Genomic DNA, 18,347 nt, shown 5'->3' on the forward strand with positions numbered 1-18,347 from the left:
GTCGCGCGTGGAACGCAATCAAATGCCTCTAACCAGGAAGTTTTCATTAGCAGCCGTGCTTGCGCTGCTCAGCCCGCTGGCCCTGGCCGCAGACCTTCAGAAGCTTGATGTGGCGTCGCTGCCCGGGGAGCGGGTAGAACTCAAGCTGACCTTCGACGAGCCGGTAACCGCTGCGCCGAAAGGCTACACCATCGATCAGCCTGCGCGTATCGCCATCGACCTGCCGGGTGTCAAGAACCGTCTGGGCGAGCGCAATCGCGAGTTGGGCCTGGGCAATACCCGCAGCGTAACAGTTGTCGAAGCGAATGATCGTACCCGCCTGATCATCAATCTGACCGATCTGGCCCCTTACGCTACCCGGGCCGAGGGTAACAATCTGTATATTCTGGTCGGCGCCGGTGAGGCGCCCGGCTATACCGCAGCGGCGCCAACCGCAACTGGCAGCCAGTCCCAGGCCAGCAGAAGCGCCTGGCGTGGAGCGGATGAGCCGGCGGTATCCAGCCCGGCGGCTGTCACCGGTGCCCGTGCCATCCGCAGTCTCGACTTTCAGCGTGGCGAGCAGGGCGAAGGCAACGTCATCATTGATCTGTCGGATCCATCCATCCGCGTGGATGTGCAGGAGCAGGGCGGCCGTGTGCGGCTGGTGTTCCCTTCCACCGAGCTGCCTGACGAGCTGCGCGTACGGCTGGACGTGAAGGATTTCGCCACACCGGTCAACTTCGTCAATGCAAATACCTCCGGTGCGGATGCGACCATCAATATCGAGCCGACCGGTTTCTACGAGCATCTGGTATATCAGACCGACAACCGGCTGATCGTCAGTTTCAAGCCGCTGACCCAGACCGAGGTCGAACAGCGCCGCGCTGACGCCTTCAGTTATACCGGCGAAAAGCTTTCCCTCAATTTCCAGGACATCGAGGTGCGCTCGGTCCTGCAGTTGATTGCCGACTTCACCGACCTCAACCTGGTCGCCAGTGACACCGTGCAGGGCAGCATCACCCTGCGCCTGCAGAACGTGCCATGGGACCAGGCGCTGGATCTGGTGCTCCGCACCAAGGGTCTGGACAAGCGTCAGGTCGGCAACGTACTGCTGGTTGCTCCGGCCGAAGAAATTGCTGCGCGCGAGCGCCAGGAGCTGGAGTCCCAGAAGCAGATCGCCGAGCTGGCACCGCTGCGCCGTGAGCTGATTCAGGTGAACTACGCCAAGGCGTCGGACATCGCCACTCTGTTTGCCTCCGTCACCAGCGGTGGCGAGCAGCGCGGGTCCATCACTGTCGACGACCGCACCAACAGCATCATCGCGCTGGAAACCCAGGATCGCCTGGATGAGCTGCGCCGCATCGTGACCCAGCTGGATATTCCGGTGCGTCAGGTCATGATCGAGGCGCGCATCGTCGAAGCCAACGTCGGCTTCGACAAGGCACTGGGTGTTCGCTGGGGCGGTAACGTGAATCTGGGGAGCCGGTTCAATACCTACGGTGGTCAGCCGCGCAACAGCAGTATCGGAATTGTTGATGATCCTAACCCCGTCACGGTGACTAATCCGGACGGCAGCACGACCGAAGTGTCTCGTACCACGGCGGGTTTCCTGGGAATACCGGAGGTGCCATTCAATACGCCTTTTGTTGATATGGGGGTTCTCGGGGCCACTTCAGGTATTGGCATAGGTTTTATCACCGATAATGCGATTCTCGATCTGCAACTCTCCGCCATGGAAAGTTCTGGTAACGGCGAAATTATTTCCCAACCGAAGGTGGTAACCTCGGATAAGGAGACAGCTCGGATCCTCAAGGGCGCCGAGATCCCATACCAGGAAGCAAGCTCCAGCGGGGCGACTACTACCGCCTTTGCTGAAGCTGTGCTCTCGCTTGAGGTTACACCGCAAATTACTCCTGATAATCAGGTAATCATGGATGTTATCGTAACCAAGGACGAGCCGGACTTCAGTCGCGATGTGAATGGTGTGCCGATGATTCGCAAGAATGAAGTGACTGCCAAAATTCTTGTGTCCGACGGCGAGACCATTGTGATCGGTGGGGTATTTTCCAGTGAATCGCAAAAGAGTCAGGAAAAGGTGCCTTTCCTGGGAGACCTGCCGGTGGTAGGTCGAGCCTTCCGTCGGGATATCAGCTTCGAGAGCAAGACCGAGCTGTTGGTATTCCTGACCCCCCGTATCATCAACAACGGAGCTATCAGTCTTGCCAGGTAATCCCTTTGCGTAATGTGTTTCTGGTAGGCCCGATGGGGGCAGGAAAGAGTACCATCGGGCGCCTGCTGGCAAAGGAGCTTCATTATCCCTTCAAGGATTCCGACAGGGAGATCGAAGCCAGAACCGGAGCCGACATTCCCTGGATCTTCGATGTGGAAGGGGAAGAGGGCTTCCGGCAACGTGAAGAAGCCATGATCTCCGAATTGGTGCAGGAGCGAGGCATCGTTCTTGCCACCGGCGGCGGTGTCGTCATGCGTGAGGCCAATCGCAGGGCGCTGGCGTCCAACGGTCTGGTGGTCTACCTGCGCACCAGCGTTGAACAGCAGCTGCAACGAACAGCCAAGGACCGCCAGCGGCCATTGTTGCAGACGGCCGACCCGGAAAAGGTCCTGCGTGAGCTCATGGAAAGGCGCGAACCCCTCTATCGTGAAATCGCCCATCTGGTGATAGATACCGACCAGCGCGGCCCCAAGGTCGTCGTCAACACCATCGTTGCCCAGCTGGAACGCGAGTCCGACTGATATCCGCTTTGTGCCCGTCAGAGGCGCGACTGTTGTATCCTAGCGGCATTGTCAGGGAGAGTTCCATGCAGCAATTGACCGTTAATCTCGATGATCGCAGTTATCCCATCCATATAGGCGCCGGCCTGCTCGACCAGATCGATCTGCTCGCTCCGCACATTGCCGGCAAGCAGGTATGCATCGTCACCGATGACACCGTTGCTCCCCTCTACCTCGAGCGCCTGTGCCAGACGCTGGCCGGTTATTCGCTGCTGCCAGTGATTCTGCCCACCGGCGAGGCATTCAAGAACTGGTCTACCCTGCAGCAGATCTTCGATGCGCTGCTGAACGCGCGCCATGATCGTCGAACCACGCTGATTGCACTCGGGGGAGGGGTGGTCGGTGACATGACGGGTTTCGCTGCAGCCTGCTATCAGCGGGGCGTCGACTTCATCCAGATTCCCACCACGCTCCTGTCCCAGGTCGACTCCTCGGTGGGTGGCAAGACCGGAATCAACCATCCTGCTGGTAAGAACATGATCGGCGCCTTCTACCAGCCCAGGGCGGTGCTGATCGATACCGACAGCCTGAAAACGCTGCCCGACAGGGAGGTCAGCGCCGGGCTTGCCGAGATCATCAAATATGGCCTGATCCGAGACAGCGGTTTTCACGCCTGGCTTGAGGAGCACATGCCGTCGCTGCGTAAGCTGGACCCGGCGCTGATTACCGAAGCCATCGCCCGCTCCTGCGCCATCAAGGCTGAAGTCGTCGCGGCCGATGAGCGCGAAGGCGGTGTGCGAGCCATCCTCAACCTTGGACATACCTTCGGACACGCCATCGAGGCGCATCAGGGGTATGGTACCTGGCTGCACGGCGAGGCAGTGGGGGCCGGCATGGTCATGGCGCTGGAAATGTCCCGCGAGCTGGGCTGGCTGCCGGCTGAGGATTGCCGGCGAGGCATTGATCTGATTGCCAGAGCCGGGCTGCCGACCGCTCCCCCGCGCGGGATGTTGGCAGATGACTTCAGGCAACTGATGGCAGTAGACAAGAAGGTACTCGACGGGCAGCTGCGTCTGGTATTGCTGCGGCAATTGGGGGAGGCAGTGGTGACTGCTGATTTCGAGGCGGCGGTACTGGACGGGATTCTGGCCGGGGTGGGTCAGTGATGGGGCGTACGGCGATGGAAGTCGATGACATGGCAGATGCCGAAGAGTTTCTCCTGCATTATCAGTTGCAACATGATCCCTTTGTTCCGCGTCCGGCAGGGTTCCGGTTCTTCACGCCTGGCCGCAAGCCGGTCCTGGCCCAGCTGCATCACATGGCTCATTTTTCCGAGCAGCTGCAGGTGGTGGTAGGGCCGGAGGGGGCAGGCAAGACGCTCTTGCGTCAGGCCATGGTCGCCAGCTGCAACCGGGACAAGGTTCAGTGCGTGGTCAGCTCCGGCCGCGAATATGCCGACGCAGCGGGACTGGAGCGCCTGATATGCCAGGCCATGGGCTGTTCCGACATGCCGTCGCTGCTCGAACGGGCAGAGCAGTTGCATGCTACCGGGATGCAGCTCTATCTGGTGATTGATGATGCGCATCACCTGGAGCAGGAGGCCGTGCAGATGCTGGCCGAGTTGAGCCAGTCCGGTCGCGCCGCGCCCCGGGTGTTCCTGTTCGCCGAGGAGACCATCGTTGCCGCGCTGGAAGCGGTGGAACTACCCGGTGACAGTGCCTGGCTGCATCTGGTCGAGTTGCAGCCGCTTACCCTGGAAGAAACCCGCGGCTACCTGAGCCAGCGCCTGGAGGCCGCCGGGCAGGGCATCGAATTACTGGATGATGGGCAGGTCGCGCGTATCCATGAGCAGAGCGCAGGCTGGCCCGCAGATATCAACCGTGTCGCACGCCAGGTGATGTTGGAGGAGGTGCAGCAACCCCTGCGTGCCGAGCGCCCGCGCGGTGTGGTATTGCCGGTGCGCTCGCTGGTCGCGCTGGTACTGGTTGGCGCGGGTGTCGGGATTGCCTGGATGATGGGAGGGGACGAGCCGGAGCCGACCCGTACGGTTCTGACTCTGCCCGACCAGGTTGCCACGGTAGATGTGACCGATAGCGCCCGAGCGCCTGTTCTGCAGATGCCGGGAGATTCCTCCAGTGCGCTGGAGCGCATAGTCGAGGAGCCGGATGGCGAGCCGCTGGCAGCCGCGCAGGTGACCCGTGCACCTGCGGCCACAGCAGAGGGCGAACTGCCCGCACCGGTAGCCTTGCCCGAGCCGCCACAGCGGGATGCTCCTCAGCTGGTGGAGGCTCCTTCTCCGGTTCCGGCGGCCCAGGCAGAGCGTGCACCGGACCCTTCCACTGAACCGGCTGAGCCAGCCGAGCCGTCAGCCCCTGCAGCTGAGCAGGAAACCGCACGCGTGGCCGCTGACGCGCCGCCGCCAGCCCCGGTGACGCCCCCTGCGGCGGCTGCGACGGGCGCTGGCCAGGCAGGCGCGGGGCAGTATCATAAGGCCGGCTGGTACCGGGAGCGTCCAGCGACAGAATATGCCCTGCAGCTGCTGGGCACCCGATCGCGTCAGGCTGCCCTGGAGTTTGTCAGCCGCCAGGCCGGTGTGGCTGATCTCGGTCTGTTCGAAACCGAACATGAAGGCAAGCCGTGGTTTGTAGTCACCCAAGGGGCCTACAGTACTCGCACGCAGGCGATGCAGGGCATCGCCGCGCTGCCAGCGGCGCTGCAGAAGCAGAACCCGTGGCCACGAAGCATGGCCAGCATTCAGCAGTCCCTGCGCTGATCTTCACTTCCCGCTCGTTGCGCTGATCACGCCTTTGCGTCCCGGCTATCCGGGGCGCGAAGGCCGACCGCTCCCGTCGCTTCAAGATACTCCGCATTCTTTTCATTCCCCATTCTGAGCCGTTCTTTGCACCATTGGAGGGCAGAGTGCCCTCTTATGCCCTTTTTTGGTTCAAAACGGATCGTGTAAACTAAAAAATGCTTTCCTGGTGACGACATTTGCATATATTTTTCGGACAAAAATCGTTGTTAGGCGGAATATGCCTGTGTAAACTCGTTTTCGGACATCGCGAAAATGACGTATACCGAGAGCGTATTTATGCAAGCAGGCCTCTACCAACCGGACCAATTCAGGGATAACTGCGGCTTCGGACTGATCGCCCAGATGCAGGGTCAGCCCAGTCGTCATCTGCTGCAGACTGCCATCGAGGCGCTCACCTGCATGACCCACCGCGGTGGGATCAATGCCGATGGGCGGACCGGGGATGGTTGCGGTCTGCTGCTGCAGATGCCGGATCAGTTCATGCGTGCCGTGGCCCGGGACGATCTGGGAAAGGAGTTACCTGAGCAATATGCGGTGGGCATGGTGTTCACCGGCGTAACCGACGCGGCGCAGCAGCGCGCGCGCTCCGCCTTTGAACAGGTCTGTGCCGATCAGCAGGTGGCCGTGCTCGGCTGGCGACTTGTACCGGTCGACGACCAGGTGCTGGGTCCACTCGCGCAGAGCTGCCGACCGGCGATACACCAGGTGTTCCTGGGCGGGGAAGGTCTGGACGATCAGCAGTTCGCCATCCGCCTGTTCCATGTGCGTCGCAAGGCAGAAATCGCCATGCAGTCGGACGGCGACTTCTATATCTGCAGCCTGTCGAGTCGGGTGATTTCCTACAAGGGTCTGATGATGCCGGCTGACCTGACCCGCTTCTACCCCGACCTCGGGGACGAGCGCATGGCAACCGCGATCTGCGTGTTTCATCAGCGCTTTTCCACCAACACGCTGCCGCGCTGGCCGCTGGCACAGCCGTTCCGCCTGCTGGCGCATAACGGCGAGATCAACACCATCACTGCCAACCGCAACTGGGCCCACGCGCGGCGCAACAAGTTCGCCAACCCGTTGCTGCCGGATCTGGAAAGCCTGGCGCCGCTGGTCAACACCACAGGCTCGGACTCCTCGAGCATGGACAACATGCTCGAACTGCTGCTGACCGGGGGGATGGACCTGTTCCGTGCCGTACGCATGGTGGTGCCACCTGCCTGGCAGAACATGGAAACCATGGACGCCGATCTGCGCGCCTTCCACGAATTCAATTCCATGCATATGGAGGCCTGGGATGGCCCGGCGGGGATAGTGCTCACCGAAGGCCGACACGCCGTCTGCCTGCTGGATCGCAACGGCCTGCGCCCGGCGCGCTATGTGATTACCCGCAACGGTTATATCACCCTGGCTTCGGAGATCGGGGTGTGGAACTACCGCCCCGAGGACGTGATCAGCAAGGGGAGGGTTGGCCCGGGCCAGATCCTCGCGGTGGATACACATACCGGCGAGGTATTGCATACCGATGATGTGGACAGCCGCCTGAAATCCCGGCACCCCTATCGCAAGTGGCTGAAGCAGCAGGCGCTGCGCATCCAGGGCACTCTGGACGACAGCGCCGGCGGCGAGCAGTTTCTCGAGCCGGAACACCTGCAGCAATGCATGAAGATGTTTCAGGTCAGCTTCGAGGAGCGGGACCAGATCCTGCGGCCGCTCGGCGAAAACGGCCAGGAGGCGGTCGGTTCAATGGGCGATGACACGCCCATGGCTGTGCTTTCCAGTCGGGTTCGCTCGGTATACGACTACTTCCGGCAGCAGTTTGCCCAGGTGACCAACCCGGCCATCGACCCGCTGCGCGAGGCGGTGGTCATGTCACTGGAAACCTGCCTGGGTGCCGAGCGCAATGTGTTTGAGGAGACCCCGGACCATGCCAACCGGGCCATTCTCAACAGCCCGATCATCTCGCCGGCCAAGTGGCGCACCCTGTTGCAGCTGGACCGCCCCGGGTTCGACCATCATCTGATAGACCTCAACGTCGATGAACAGGTGCCGCTGGCCGCTGCCGTCACCGGTATCGCCGAACAGGCCGAGGCTGCGGTGCGTGCCGGCAAGACCCTGCTGGTACTCAGCGACCGGGCCGTAGCACCGGGCCGGCTGCCGGTTCATGCGGCGCTGGCGGTGGGCGCGGTACACCATCATCTGATCGAACGGGGGCTGCGCTGCGACTGCAACATCCTGGTGGAAACCGCGACGGCCCGCGACCCCCACCAGTTTGCCGTGCTGATCGGCTTCGGTGCGTCCGCCGTCCATCCCTGGCTCGCCTACGATGTGCTCGCCGACCTGGTGCGCACCGGAGAAGTCATCGGCGACCTCTATGAGGTGTTCAAGAACTATCGAAAGGGCATCGCCAAGGGCCTGCTGAAGATACTATCGAAGATGGGCATTTCCACGGTGGCGTCCTACCGCGGCGCCCAGCTGTTCGAAGTGGTGGGTCTGGCGGATGAGGTGGTTGATCTGTGTTTCCGCGGTGTACCCAGCCGTATTCAGGGTGCCGGCTTCGCCGATCTGCAGGCTGACCAGGCGCTGCTCGCCGCCGCGGCCTGGAATCCACGCAAGACCATCGGCCAGGGAGGGCTGCTCAAGTATGTGCACGGCGGCGAGTATCACGCCTACAACCCGGACGTGGTCAAGGTATTGCAGGAGGCGGTGCAGGGTGGCAGCTACCAGCGCTATCTCGACTATGCAGCACTGGTGAACCAGCGCCCGGTGGCCATGCTGCGCGACCTGCTGCAACTGCGCACCGACTGCACGCCCATACCATTGGAGGATGTAGAGCCGCTGGAATCGCTGTTCCCGCGATTTGATTCGGCTGGGATCTCGCTGGGGGCCCTGTCACCCGAGGCGCATGAGGCGATTGCCGAGGCGATGAACCGCCTCGGTGCCCGCTCCAATTCCGGGGAGGGTGGGGAGGATCCTGCCCGTTACGGCACCACGCGCAACTCGAAGATCAAGCAGGTCGCCTCCGGGCGCTTCGGGGTCACGCCGGAATATCTGGTCAATGCCGAGGTGCTGCAGATCAAGCTGGCCCAGGGCGCCAAGCCGGGGGAAGGCGGGCAGCTGCCCGGCGGCAAGGTCAACGACCTGATCGCCCGGCTGCGCTATGCCGTCCCGGGTGTGACGCTGATCTCCCCACCGCCGCACCATGACATCTATTCCATCGAAGATCTGGCCCAGCTGATCTTCGACCTCAAGCAGGTCAATCCCCGGGCGCTGGTCTCGGTCAAGCTGGTCGCCGAGCCGGGGGTAGGCACCATCGCCGCCGGCGTGACCAAGGCCTATGCCGACCTGATCACCATCTCCGGATACGACGGCGGCACCGGCGCCTCGCCGCTGACCTCGGTCAAGTATGCAGGCTCCCCCTGGGAGCTCGGCCTCTCCGAAGCTCACCAGACCCTGCGCGGCAACGACCTGCGCGGACGGGTGCGGGTGCAGACCGATGGGGGGCTGAAGACCGGGCTGGATGTGGTCAAGGCGGCAATCCTGGGCGCGGAAAGCTTCGGCTTCGGCACCGCGCCGATGATTGCGCTGGGCTGCAAGTACCTGCGTATCTGCCATTTGAACAACTGTGCCACCGGCATTGCCACGCAGAACAGGAATCTGCGGGACAACCACTACATTGGCACCGTCGAGATGGTGATGAGTTTCTTCACCTTCGTCGCCAGCGAAACCCGCGAGTGGATGGCGAAGCTGGGCGTGCGCCGGCTGCAGGATCTGATCGGCCGCACCGAGCTGCTGGAGATTCTGCCCGGCGCCACCGGCAAGCAGCGCGGGCTGGATCTCAGGCCGCTGCTGTTCAGCGATGCGGTGCCGGCAGACCGGCCCCAGTACTGCCAGGTCGAAGGCAACGATCCGTTCGACAAGGGAGCGACCGCCGAGCGCATGGTCGAGCTGGCCCGGCCGGCGATCGAGGCCGCCAGCGGGGCGCAGTTCGAGATGACGCTCACCAACTGCGATCGCTCCATCGGTGCGCGGGTCTCCGGAGAGATTGCCCGCCGCCATGGCAACCAGGGCATGGCCTGCGCCCCGGTCACCTTCCGCTTCAGCGGCACCGCCGGGCAGAGCTTCGGGGTATGGAACGCCGGAGGCTTGCACATGTACCTGGAAGGCGATGCCAACGATTACGTCGGCAAGGGCATGACCGGTGGCAAGCTGGTGCTGGTACCGCCGGCGGGCAGTCCGTTCCGCTCCGAGCAGACCGCCATCATGGGTAACACCTGTCTGTACGGTGCCACCGGCGGCAAATTGTTTGCAGCAGGGGTGGCAGGCGAGCGCTTTGCCGTACGCAACTCCGGTTGCCACGCGGTGATCGAGGGTGCCGGTGACCACTGCTGCGAGTACATGACCGGCGGCATGGTCTGCGTGCTCGGCAGGACCGGTTACAACTTCGGTGCCGGCATGACCGGCGGGTTCGCCTACGTGCTGGATCTGGACAACAGCCTGTTCGACCGGCTCAACCATGAACTGGTGGAGCTGCAGCGCATCAGTGGCGAAGCCATGGAAGCCTACCGCAATCACCTGACCGGCGTGCTGACCGAATACGTCGAGGAAACCGGCAGCGCATGGGGCGCCGAGGTGCTGGAGGATCTGGACAACCACATACGCCGCTTCTGGCTGGTCAAGCCCAAGGCCGCGAGCCTGCGGGCGCTGCTGAAAACCACCCTGGCCAACCCGCAGTAGGGACATGGAAGGCCGGGTTCCGCCCCGGCCAGCTGGGGTTGCGGCTGGCTCCGAATGGTCGAGATGGGACTCGACCTTCCAGACACCCCACCCGGGCATAACGGGGTCGGCGCACCGGACGCCGCGCAGGAATACGAATTTATCGAGAGGTGCAACATGGGTGAGCGTGTGAACAATGACTTCCAGTTCGTCGAAGTGGCCCGCCAGGAGCCGCAGAAGCGTCCCTTGCGTCATCGCAAGACCCGCTTCATCGAAATCAACGAACTGTTCAAGCCGCAGGAGGCGACCGAGCAGGCCCATCGATGTCTGGAATGCGGCAACCCCTACTGCGAATGGAAGTGCCCGGTCCACAACTACATTCCCAACTGGCTGAAGCTGGTGTCCGAAGGCAACATCATCGAAGCCGCCGAACTGTGCCACCAGACCAATACCCTGCCGGAGGTCTGTGGCCGGGTGTGCCCGCAGGACCGGCTGTGCGAGGGCGCCTGCACCCTGAATGACGGCTTCGGCGCGGTGACCATCGGCTCGGTGGAGAAGTACATCACCGATACCGCCTTTGCCATGGGCTGGCGTCCGGACATGTCCCGCGTCATACCCACCGGCAAGCGAGTGGCGATTATCGGTGCGGGCCCGGCCGGACTGGGCTGTGCGGATGTGCTGGTGCGTGCCGGGGTCACCCCCGTGGTATTCGACCGCAATCCGGAAATCGGCGGTCTGCTGACCTTCGGCATTCCCGAATTCAAGCTGGAGAAAACCGTCATGTCACGCCGGCGCGAGGTGTTCTCCGGGATGGGTATCGAGTTCCGGCTGAATACCGAGGTCGGCCGGGATATCAGCATTGATCGCTTGCTCAAGGATTACGACGCCGTGTTCATGGGGATGGGCACCTACAACTATATGAAAGGTGGCTTCCCCGGCGAGGACCTGCCGGGGGTCCACGATGCGCTGGATTTTCTGGTGGCCAACGTCAACCGCCATCTGGGTTTCGAAAGGTCGCCGGACGACTTCATCGACATGAAGGGCAAGCGCGTGGTGGTGCTGGGCGGCGGCGACACCGCCATGGACTGCAACCGCACCTCGATCCGACAGGGCGCCGAATCGGTTACCTGCGCCTATCGCCGGGATGCGGAAAACATGCCGGGTTCGCGCAAGGAGGTGAAGAACGCCCGGGATGAAGGCGTGAAGTTTCTGTTCAACCGCCAGCCGCTGGCGATCGTCGGTAACGGCAGGGTCGAAGGCATCAAGGTCATCGAAACAAGACTGGGTGAGCCCGACGCCAGGGGGCGTCGCAGCCCCGAGCCGATCCCCGGCTCGGAGCAGATTCTCCCCGCCGATGCTGTCATCATCGCCTTCGGCTTTCGCCCAAGCCCGGCGGACTGGTTCGCAGACGTGCAGGTGGAGGTGGACAGCCAGGGCAGGGTCATCGCCCCCGAGCAGTCGCGCTACAGGTTTCAGACCAGCAACCCCAGGGTATTTGCCGGGGGAGACATGGTTCGAGGGTCGGACCTGGTGGTCACCGCCATCTGGGAAGGCCGGCAGGCTGCCGAAGGCATCCTGGATTACCTCGGCGTCTGACCGCCCCCCTCTCCCCCGACCCCTCTCCCGCAAGGGGAGAGGGGTATGCAAACCGGCAACATGGGTAACAGACCAGACCGGCGACCGGGTTACATAAGTTACGGTATGGGCGAGGAAGATCAGCCCATGCTATTGGCAAGCAGGGGAGGTGTAACCCATGTTCCCGGTTTGAGATGTCACCCATGTGCCGGTTGCGCAAGCGGCGCTGCCGGCAGGTGAGCGCACCCTCCTGCCGTTGAACTTCGATTGTCTGCTGTCGAACCTCGATGGTGGGAAGCCTCGGCCCCGGGGCGATTGGCGGCCACCGGCCGCCCGTTTTTGATCGCAGCTCCCGCCCCAACCGGCCACGCTCCCGGAAACAACCCGAGACAAGCCGTCGCACCCGTTTGGCGCCCGCCACGTTATCTTCGTTGCGATAACGGTTACAATGGTCGCCATTTTCGCAACTGGATACCGATTTCATGTCTGAATTGAAGAATGACCGTTTTCTGCGTGCGCTGATGCGCCAGCCTGTGGATGTGACCCCGGTGTGGATGATGCGCCAGGCCGGTCGTTATCTCCCGGAATACCGCGCCTCCCGCGCCCGGGCCGGTGATTTCATGGGGCTGTGCATGAACCCCGAGATGGCCTGCGAGGTTACCCTGCAGCCGCTGGAGCGCTACCCGCTGGATGCGGCCATCCTGTTTTCCGACATTCTGACGATCCCGGATGCCATGGGCCTGGGCCTTTATTTCGAGACCGGTGAAGGCCCCAGGTTCCGCAAGCGCATCGACACCGCAGCGGATATCGAAGCCCTGCCGATCCCCGATGCGCGCAAGGACCTGGGTTACGTGATGGATGCGGTCAGCACCATCCGCCGCGAGCTCAATGGCCGGGTACCCCTGATCGGCTTCTCCGGCAGCCCCTGGACGCTGGCCACCTACATGGTCGAGGGCGGCAGTTCCAAGGACTTCCGCAAGATCAAGGCCATGATGTACGACCAGCCCGAGGCCGTGCACCTGTTGCTGGACAAGCTGGCGCAGTCGGTGACCGCCTACCTGAACGAGCAGATCCGCTCCGGCGCCCAGGCGGTGCAGATCTTCGATACCTGGGGCGGCAACCTGTCCTGGGATGCCTACCAGACCTTCTCGCTGGATTACATGCGCAAGATCATCAGCGGCCTGATCCGCGAGCATGACGGTCGCCACGTACCGGTGATCGTGTTCACCAAGAACGGTGGCCTGTGGCTGGAGAGCATTGCTGACTGCGGAGCCGATGGCGTGGGCCTGGACTGGACCATGGATATCGGCGTGGCCCGTTCGCGGGTGGGCTCCAAGGTGGCGCTGCAGGGCAACATGGACCCGTCGGTACTGTACGCCAGTCCGAAGACCATCCGCGCCGAGGTCGAGCGCATCCTGGCCAGCTACGGCAAGGGCAATGGCCACGTATTCAACCTGGGCCATGGCATCACCCCTGAAGTCGACCCGGCCCATGCCGGTGCGTTCATCGAGGCCGTGCACGAGTTGTCCGCCAAGTACCATGATCCAAACGCGGTGATCTGACACCGCGTTACCCGAGGGAGAAAACAATAATGAAACTTGAAACCCTGGCAGTACACGCTGGATACAGCCCTGACCCGAACACCAGGGCGGTGGCGGTGCCAATCTATCAGACCACCTCCTACGCCTTCGACAGTACTCAGCATGGCGCTGACCTGTTCGACCTCAAGGTGCCCGGCAACATCTACACGCGCATCACCAACCCGACCAACGCGGTGCTGGAAGAGCGGGTGGCGGCAATGGAAGGCGGGGTGGGTGCCCTGGCGGTGGCGTCCGGCATGGCGGCAATCACCTATGCCATCCAGACCATTGCCGGGGTCGGCGACAATATCGTTTCCATTGCCAAGCTGTACGGCGGTACCTACAACCTGTTCGCGCACACCTTGCCGCGTCAGGGTATCGAGGTTCGCATGGCTCCCCACGATGATATTGCTGCGCTGGAGGCACTGATCGACGAGAACACCAAGGCGGTGTTCTGCGAGTCGATCGGCAACCCGGCGGGCAATATCGTCGACCTGCAGGCGCTGGCCGACGTGGCGCACCGTCACGGTGTGCCGGTGATCGTCGACAATACCGTGGCGACGCCGGTGTTGTGCCGGCCCTTCGAGCATGGTGCCGATATCGTGGTGCACTCGCTGACCAAGTACATCGGCGGTCATGGCAACAGCATCGGCGGGATGATAGTGGATTCGGGCAAGTTTCCCTGGGCCGAGCACAAGGACCGTTTCCCGCTGCTGAACACGCCGGATCCCTCCTATCACGGTGTGGTCTACACCGAAGCCTTCGGCCCGGCGGCCTTCATCGGCCGCTGCCGGGTAGTGCCGCTGCGCAACATGGGCGCGGCGCTGTCGCCTTTCAATACCTTCCTGATTCTGCAGGGCTTGGAGACACTGAGCCTGCGCATGGAGCGTCACTGCGAGAACGCGCAGAAGGTCGCCGAGTACCTGCAGCAGCATCCGCAGGTGGAGTGGGTCCAGTATGCCGGGCTCAAGGATCACCCGGACCACCACCTGGCCCAGCGTTATCTGGGCGGCAGGCCGGCAGCGATCCTGTCGTTCGGCATCAAGGGCGGTCAGGAGGCCGGCGCCCGGTTCATTGATGCTCTGAAACTGGTATTGCGGCTGGTGAATATCGGCGACGCCAAATCGCTGGCCTGTCACCCGGCCTCGACCACCCACCGTCAGCTGGATGACGACGAGCTGGAGAAGGCCGGCGTGCCGCGGGATCTCGTGCGCCTGTCGATCGGTATCGAGCATATCGATGACATTCTGGCCGACCTCGAGCAGGCGTTGGAAGCGGCAAAGGTCTGACCGGCGACCTGGGAGGGCCGAATTTCCGGCCGCCCGGGTTTGCCGCTGACCCCGAACGGTCGAGATGGAACTCGACCTTCCCGGCATGAGCGCCTCCGCAACTGTCCGGGAGGGCCGGGTTCCATCCCGGCCAACGCGGCTTGCGGTTGGCTTCCCATGCTGCAGATGGAGCGCAGCTTCAGGCCGGGAACAACGGCCAGATCAGCGGTATTACCAGTGTTGCGGCCGCCCACATGATCAGGTTCATCGGCATGCCGATACGTACGAAGTCGATGAACTTGTACCCCCCCGCACTGTAGACGAAGGTATTCGTCTGATACCCGATCGGGGTGGCGAAGCTGGCGCTGGCGGCGAACATGACGGCGACAACGAAGGGCCGCGGGTCGGCACCCAATTGCAGGGCGACACCGATGGCAATGGGAGTCAGCAAGACACTCACCGCATTGTTGCTGACGATTTCGGTCAGGATCGAGGTCAGCAGGTAAATAAACGACAGCATGAACAACGGTCCCAGCAGCGGTGACAGACTCATCACCTGGGCGACGATGCTATCGACCAGACCGACCTTGTTCATGGCAATACTGATGGCCAGCATGCCGAAGATCAGCGCCAGGATCTTCCAGTCGATAGCCTTGTAGGCATCTTCGATTTCCAGGCAGCCGGTAGCCACCACTACCGCAGCGGCAATGATTGCCAGCCCTTCGATGGGCATCACGCCGAACGCTGCCAGTACCATCACCGCCAGCACCGAGACGATGGCGATCGGCGCCTTGTTGCGACGGTACGCGCGTTCCTGCACGGTGTTCAGACTGATCAGGTCTCCGTTATCGGCAAACTTGCGGATCTGCGCCGGAGAGCCCTCGACCAGCATCACATCCCCGAACTGCAGCTCGAAGTCGTCCAGGTTGTCCTGAATGTGCTCGTCCTGACGGTGTACGGCCAGCACATGAATGCCATAGCGCGCGGTCAGGTTGAGGTCGCGCATGGGGCGGTTGATGTAGCGTGAGCTGCGGGCCACCACGGCCTCTGCCAGCACTACGTCCCGCGTGGAGATGGTCTCGAAGTTCTGGTCGCGGTTGAACTCCAGCACCCCGTTCTGGCGCAGTTCGACGAAGTCGCGCATGCCCGCATGCAGGATCAGCCGGTCGCCTGCACTGAGCGTGGTGGTGTTCAGCGGAGTGGACAGTTCGTCGTCCCCACGGAAGATCTTCAGCACCCGGATACCGCTGTCACCATTGAGCTGGGCCTCGGCCAGGCTGCGGTTGATCACCGGCGAGCCCTGGGGCACCAGCAGCTCGGTCATGAAGGTACGGCTGCGTTGTGGGCGCAGGCGCTCGGACAGGCTGTCCCGGTCGGGCAGCAGACGGTTGCCGAACAGCATGATGAACCCCAGACCAAGCCCGGCGAAGAGCGCGCCGGCCAGACTGATCTCGAACATGCCGAAGGGCGCCATGCCATGCTGGCGTGCGACACCGTCGACCAGGATGTTGGTCGAGGTGCCGATCATGGTCATGGTGCCGCCGAGAATGGTGGCGTAGGACAGCGGGATCAGCATCTTCGATGCCTTGCTGCCCACCCGGGCGGCAAGGGTGACGGCGACCGGCGTGAGGATCGCAACGACCGGTGTATTGTTGATGAAGGACGACAGCAGCATCGCGGTGAGCAGCAGCGCGAACAGCATGCGCGTGGGACTGGTGCCACCCACGCGTGCCAGGATACTGCCCAGACGGTCAACACAGCCGGTGCGCTCGAGCGCGGCGGAGAGCACGAACATGCAGGCGATGGTCACCGGGGCGCTGTTGGACAGCACGCTCAGCACCTCGCCGGGGGTCAGCAGTGTGGTGGCCAGCAGCACGGCCACCGCGATGCCGACCACAACATCGGGGCTGTGCTTCTCCCGTACGAATGCGTACATCACCCAGCACAGCAGTGCAGCCACGCCGGCCATGGAAAGGGTATCCCAGCTCATCGGTACCAGAATCTCGCTTGAGGTATCGGTTCCGCGGAGGGGAACCTCGATGGGGGTATACGCTAACGGGTGGGCCTTAGTCTGTCCAAGACCGTAAAATGATTTTCTTATTCTTGATTGATATAAGAAAGATGTTCAGGATGAGCAGCTGATCTCAAGCCGACGACCCCAATCGGGAGGGGGCGCCGCATACGCTTCCTGCCCCGGCACGCGGATAAAGGGCTCGCGCAGGATCTGATGCAGCCGCCGCACCTCGCTGAAGTCATCCTCTTCGGCAGCGCTGATCGCCTGCTGCGCCAGATAGTTACGCAGGACATATACCGGATTGCAGGCCAGCCGCCCGGCCATGGCGGACTCGTCGACCGCCTGCCGGGTCCGGTGACGGACAAGCCAGCGATCGAAGGCCTCCCGGTCAATGAACTGGTCGCGGGCCTGCGGGTCGTCCTCGGCCAGCAGCCGCAGGGCAATATGGTAGTCCGCCGCGCTGCCCTGCATCAGGGCCAGCAGCTCGTTGCGCAGCTCGTCATCCTCCGGCCGCTGGCCGGCCCAGCCCAGCCGCGCGTTCATCAGCCGACGGTATTCGGCTTCATACAACGGCATGGCGTTGCCCAGTTCGGCCTTGAGAACTTCCACATCAATAAAGGGCACCAGGGCCTGGGCCAGGCACGCCAGGTTCCAGTGGGCAATCACCGGCTGGCGGTTGAAGGCGTAGCGCCCCGCGTGGTCGGAGTGATTGCAGATGTAACCGGCATCATATTCATCGAGAAAGGCGTAGGGGCCGAAATCGAAGGTGATGCCCAGGATCGACATGTTGTCGGTATTCATCACTCCGTGACAGAAGCCGTAGGCCTGCCAGCGGGCGACCATGTGCATGGTGCGCTCGGCCACCGTCCGGAACATCGCCAGTACCGGCTGCGGTTCATGCTGACAATACGGGTAGCAGGTCTGCAGGGTGAAATCGACCAGCCGTCGCAGGTCGTCCTCCCGGTCGTTGTAATAGAAGAACTCGAAATGGCCGAAGCGGATATGCGAACGGGCCAGCCGTACCAGCATGGCGGCCCGTTCCTTGCGTTCCCGGTAGACAGGGTTGTCACCCACCGTCACGCACAGCGCCCGGCTGCTGGGAATGCCCAGTACCGGCAGCGCCTCGGAAGCGAGGAATTCCCGGATCGACGAGCGCAGCACCGCGCGGCCGTCACCCATGCGCGAAAAGGGCGTGCTGCCCGCGCCCTTGAGATGCAGGTCCCAGTGCTCGCCACCGGGATTGACCACTTCGCCCAGCAGCAGACCACGGCCATCGCCGAGCTGCGGGTTGTACACGCCGAACTGGTGGCCGGAATAGACCATCGCCCGCGGCTCTGCCTCCTTCCAGATCTTCTGTCCGGAAAACAGCTCGGTGAACAGCGGATCTTCCATCTCGGCGGGGTTGAGCCCGAGCAGCCCCGCGGCATCGGCGCTGCCGACCACCAGTCGCGGATTGTTCAACGGGTCGGGTACCACACGGCTGGAGAAAACGTCGCCCAGACGCGCGAAGCGGTTATCGAAATGCAGATCGGCCAGAGAGGTCATGGAGCACCCGAATGAGTGAATGTCGGTTTCATGCTGCCTGTGTTATGCCCCTCTATCAAGCGACTTGATGGAAAGACATTTCCATTGACTGGTCGGTCAATGGGCCATTAGGGTCAAACGTCCGTATGAAACTGCCC

Annotated in this window: 10 protein-coding genes; 8 read left to right on the plus strand and 2 right to left on the minus strand. The window is 62.7% G+C overall.

Annotation, left to right across the window (positions count from 1 at the left end):
- Nucleotides 1-22: 22 nt before the first annotated feature.
- The 8 genes from IEW63_RS11455 to IEW63_RS11490 all read left to right on the plus strand — a co-directional run bounded on the left by IEW63_RS11455 (nt 23) and on the right by IEW63_RS11490 (nt 14,672).
- Nucleotides 23-2,209, plus strand: coding sequence for a type IV pilus secretin PilQ (locus tag IEW63_RS11455; RefSeq protein ID WP_188636771.1), 2,187 nt, complete (start codon nt 23-25; stop codon nt 2,207-2,209).
- A 5-nt stretch (nt 2,210-2,214) separates the two neighbouring features.
- Nucleotides 2,215-2,730 (plus strand): shikimate kinase AroK, encoded by a 516-nt coding sequence (aroK, locus tag IEW63_RS11460; RefSeq protein WP_188636772.1) that lies wholly within the window; start codon nt 2,215-2,217, stop codon nt 2,728-2,730.
- Nucleotides 2,731-2,795: 65 nt separating this feature from the next.
- A complete protein-coding gene (aroB, locus tag IEW63_RS11465; protein WP_188636773.1) occupies nt 2,796-3,875 on the plus strand; it encodes a 3-dehydroquinate synthase in 1,080 nt (359 codons plus the stop codon).
- Nucleotides 3,875-5,482 carry an AAA family ATPase gene (locus IEW63_RS11470; RefSeq protein ID WP_188636774.1) on the plus strand — a complete coding sequence of 536 codons (1,608 nt, stop codon included), beginning with the start codon at nt 3,875-3,877 and terminating at the stop codon, nt 5,480-5,482. Before aroB ends, IEW63_RS11470 begins: the two co-directional genes overlap by 1 nt.
- A 318-nt stretch (nt 5,483-5,800) precedes the next feature.
- Nucleotides 5,801-10,249, plus strand: coding sequence for a glutamate synthase large subunit (gene gltB, locus IEW63_RS11475; RefSeq protein WP_188636775.1), 4,449 nt, complete (start codon nt 5,801-5,803; stop codon nt 10,247-10,249).
- Between the two features lie 156 nt (nt 10,250-10,405).
- Entirely contained in the window at nt 10,406-11,824 is a 1,419-nt protein-coding gene (locus IEW63_RS11480; RefSeq protein WP_188636776.1) for a glutamate synthase small subunit GltD family protein, read from the plus strand.
- 461 nt (nt 11,825-12,285) lie between these two features.
- Nucleotides 12,286-13,365 (plus strand): uroporphyrinogen decarboxylase, encoded by a 1,080-nt coding sequence (gene hemE / locus IEW63_RS11485; RefSeq protein ID WP_188636777.1) that lies wholly within the window; start codon nt 12,286-12,288, stop codon nt 13,363-13,365.
- A 29-nt stretch (nt 13,366-13,394) separates the two neighbouring features.
- On the plus strand, nt 13,395-14,672 hold the full coding sequence (locus tag IEW63_RS11490; RefSeq protein WP_188636778.1) for a bifunctional O-acetylhomoserine aminocarboxypropyltransferase/cysteine synthase: 1,278 nt from the start codon (nt 13,395-13,397) through the stop codon (nt 14,670-14,672).
- A gap of 178 nt (nt 14,673-14,850) precedes the next feature.
- Here IEW63_RS11490 and IEW63_RS11495 read toward each other — a convergent pair whose 3' ends face one another.
- On the minus strand, nt 14,851-16,641 hold the full coding sequence (locus IEW63_RS11495) for an SLC13 family permease (RefSeq protein ID WP_188636779.1): 1,791 nt from the start codon (nt 16,639-16,641) through the stop codon (nt 14,851-14,853).
- Between the two features lie 135 nt (nt 16,642-16,776).
- On the minus strand, nt 16,777-18,210 hold the full coding sequence (selO, locus tag IEW63_RS11500; RefSeq protein ID WP_188636780.1) for a protein adenylyltransferase SelO: 1,434 nt from the start codon (nt 18,208-18,210) through the stop codon (nt 16,777-16,779).
- Nucleotides 18,211-18,347: the final 137 nt, after the last annotated feature.

The sequence above is a fragment of the Halopseudomonas pertucinogena genome, from assembly GCF_014646575.1.
Classification (GTDB): domain Bacteria; phylum Pseudomonadota; class Gammaproteobacteria; order Pseudomonadales; family Pseudomonadaceae; genus Halopseudomonas; species Halopseudomonas pertucinogena.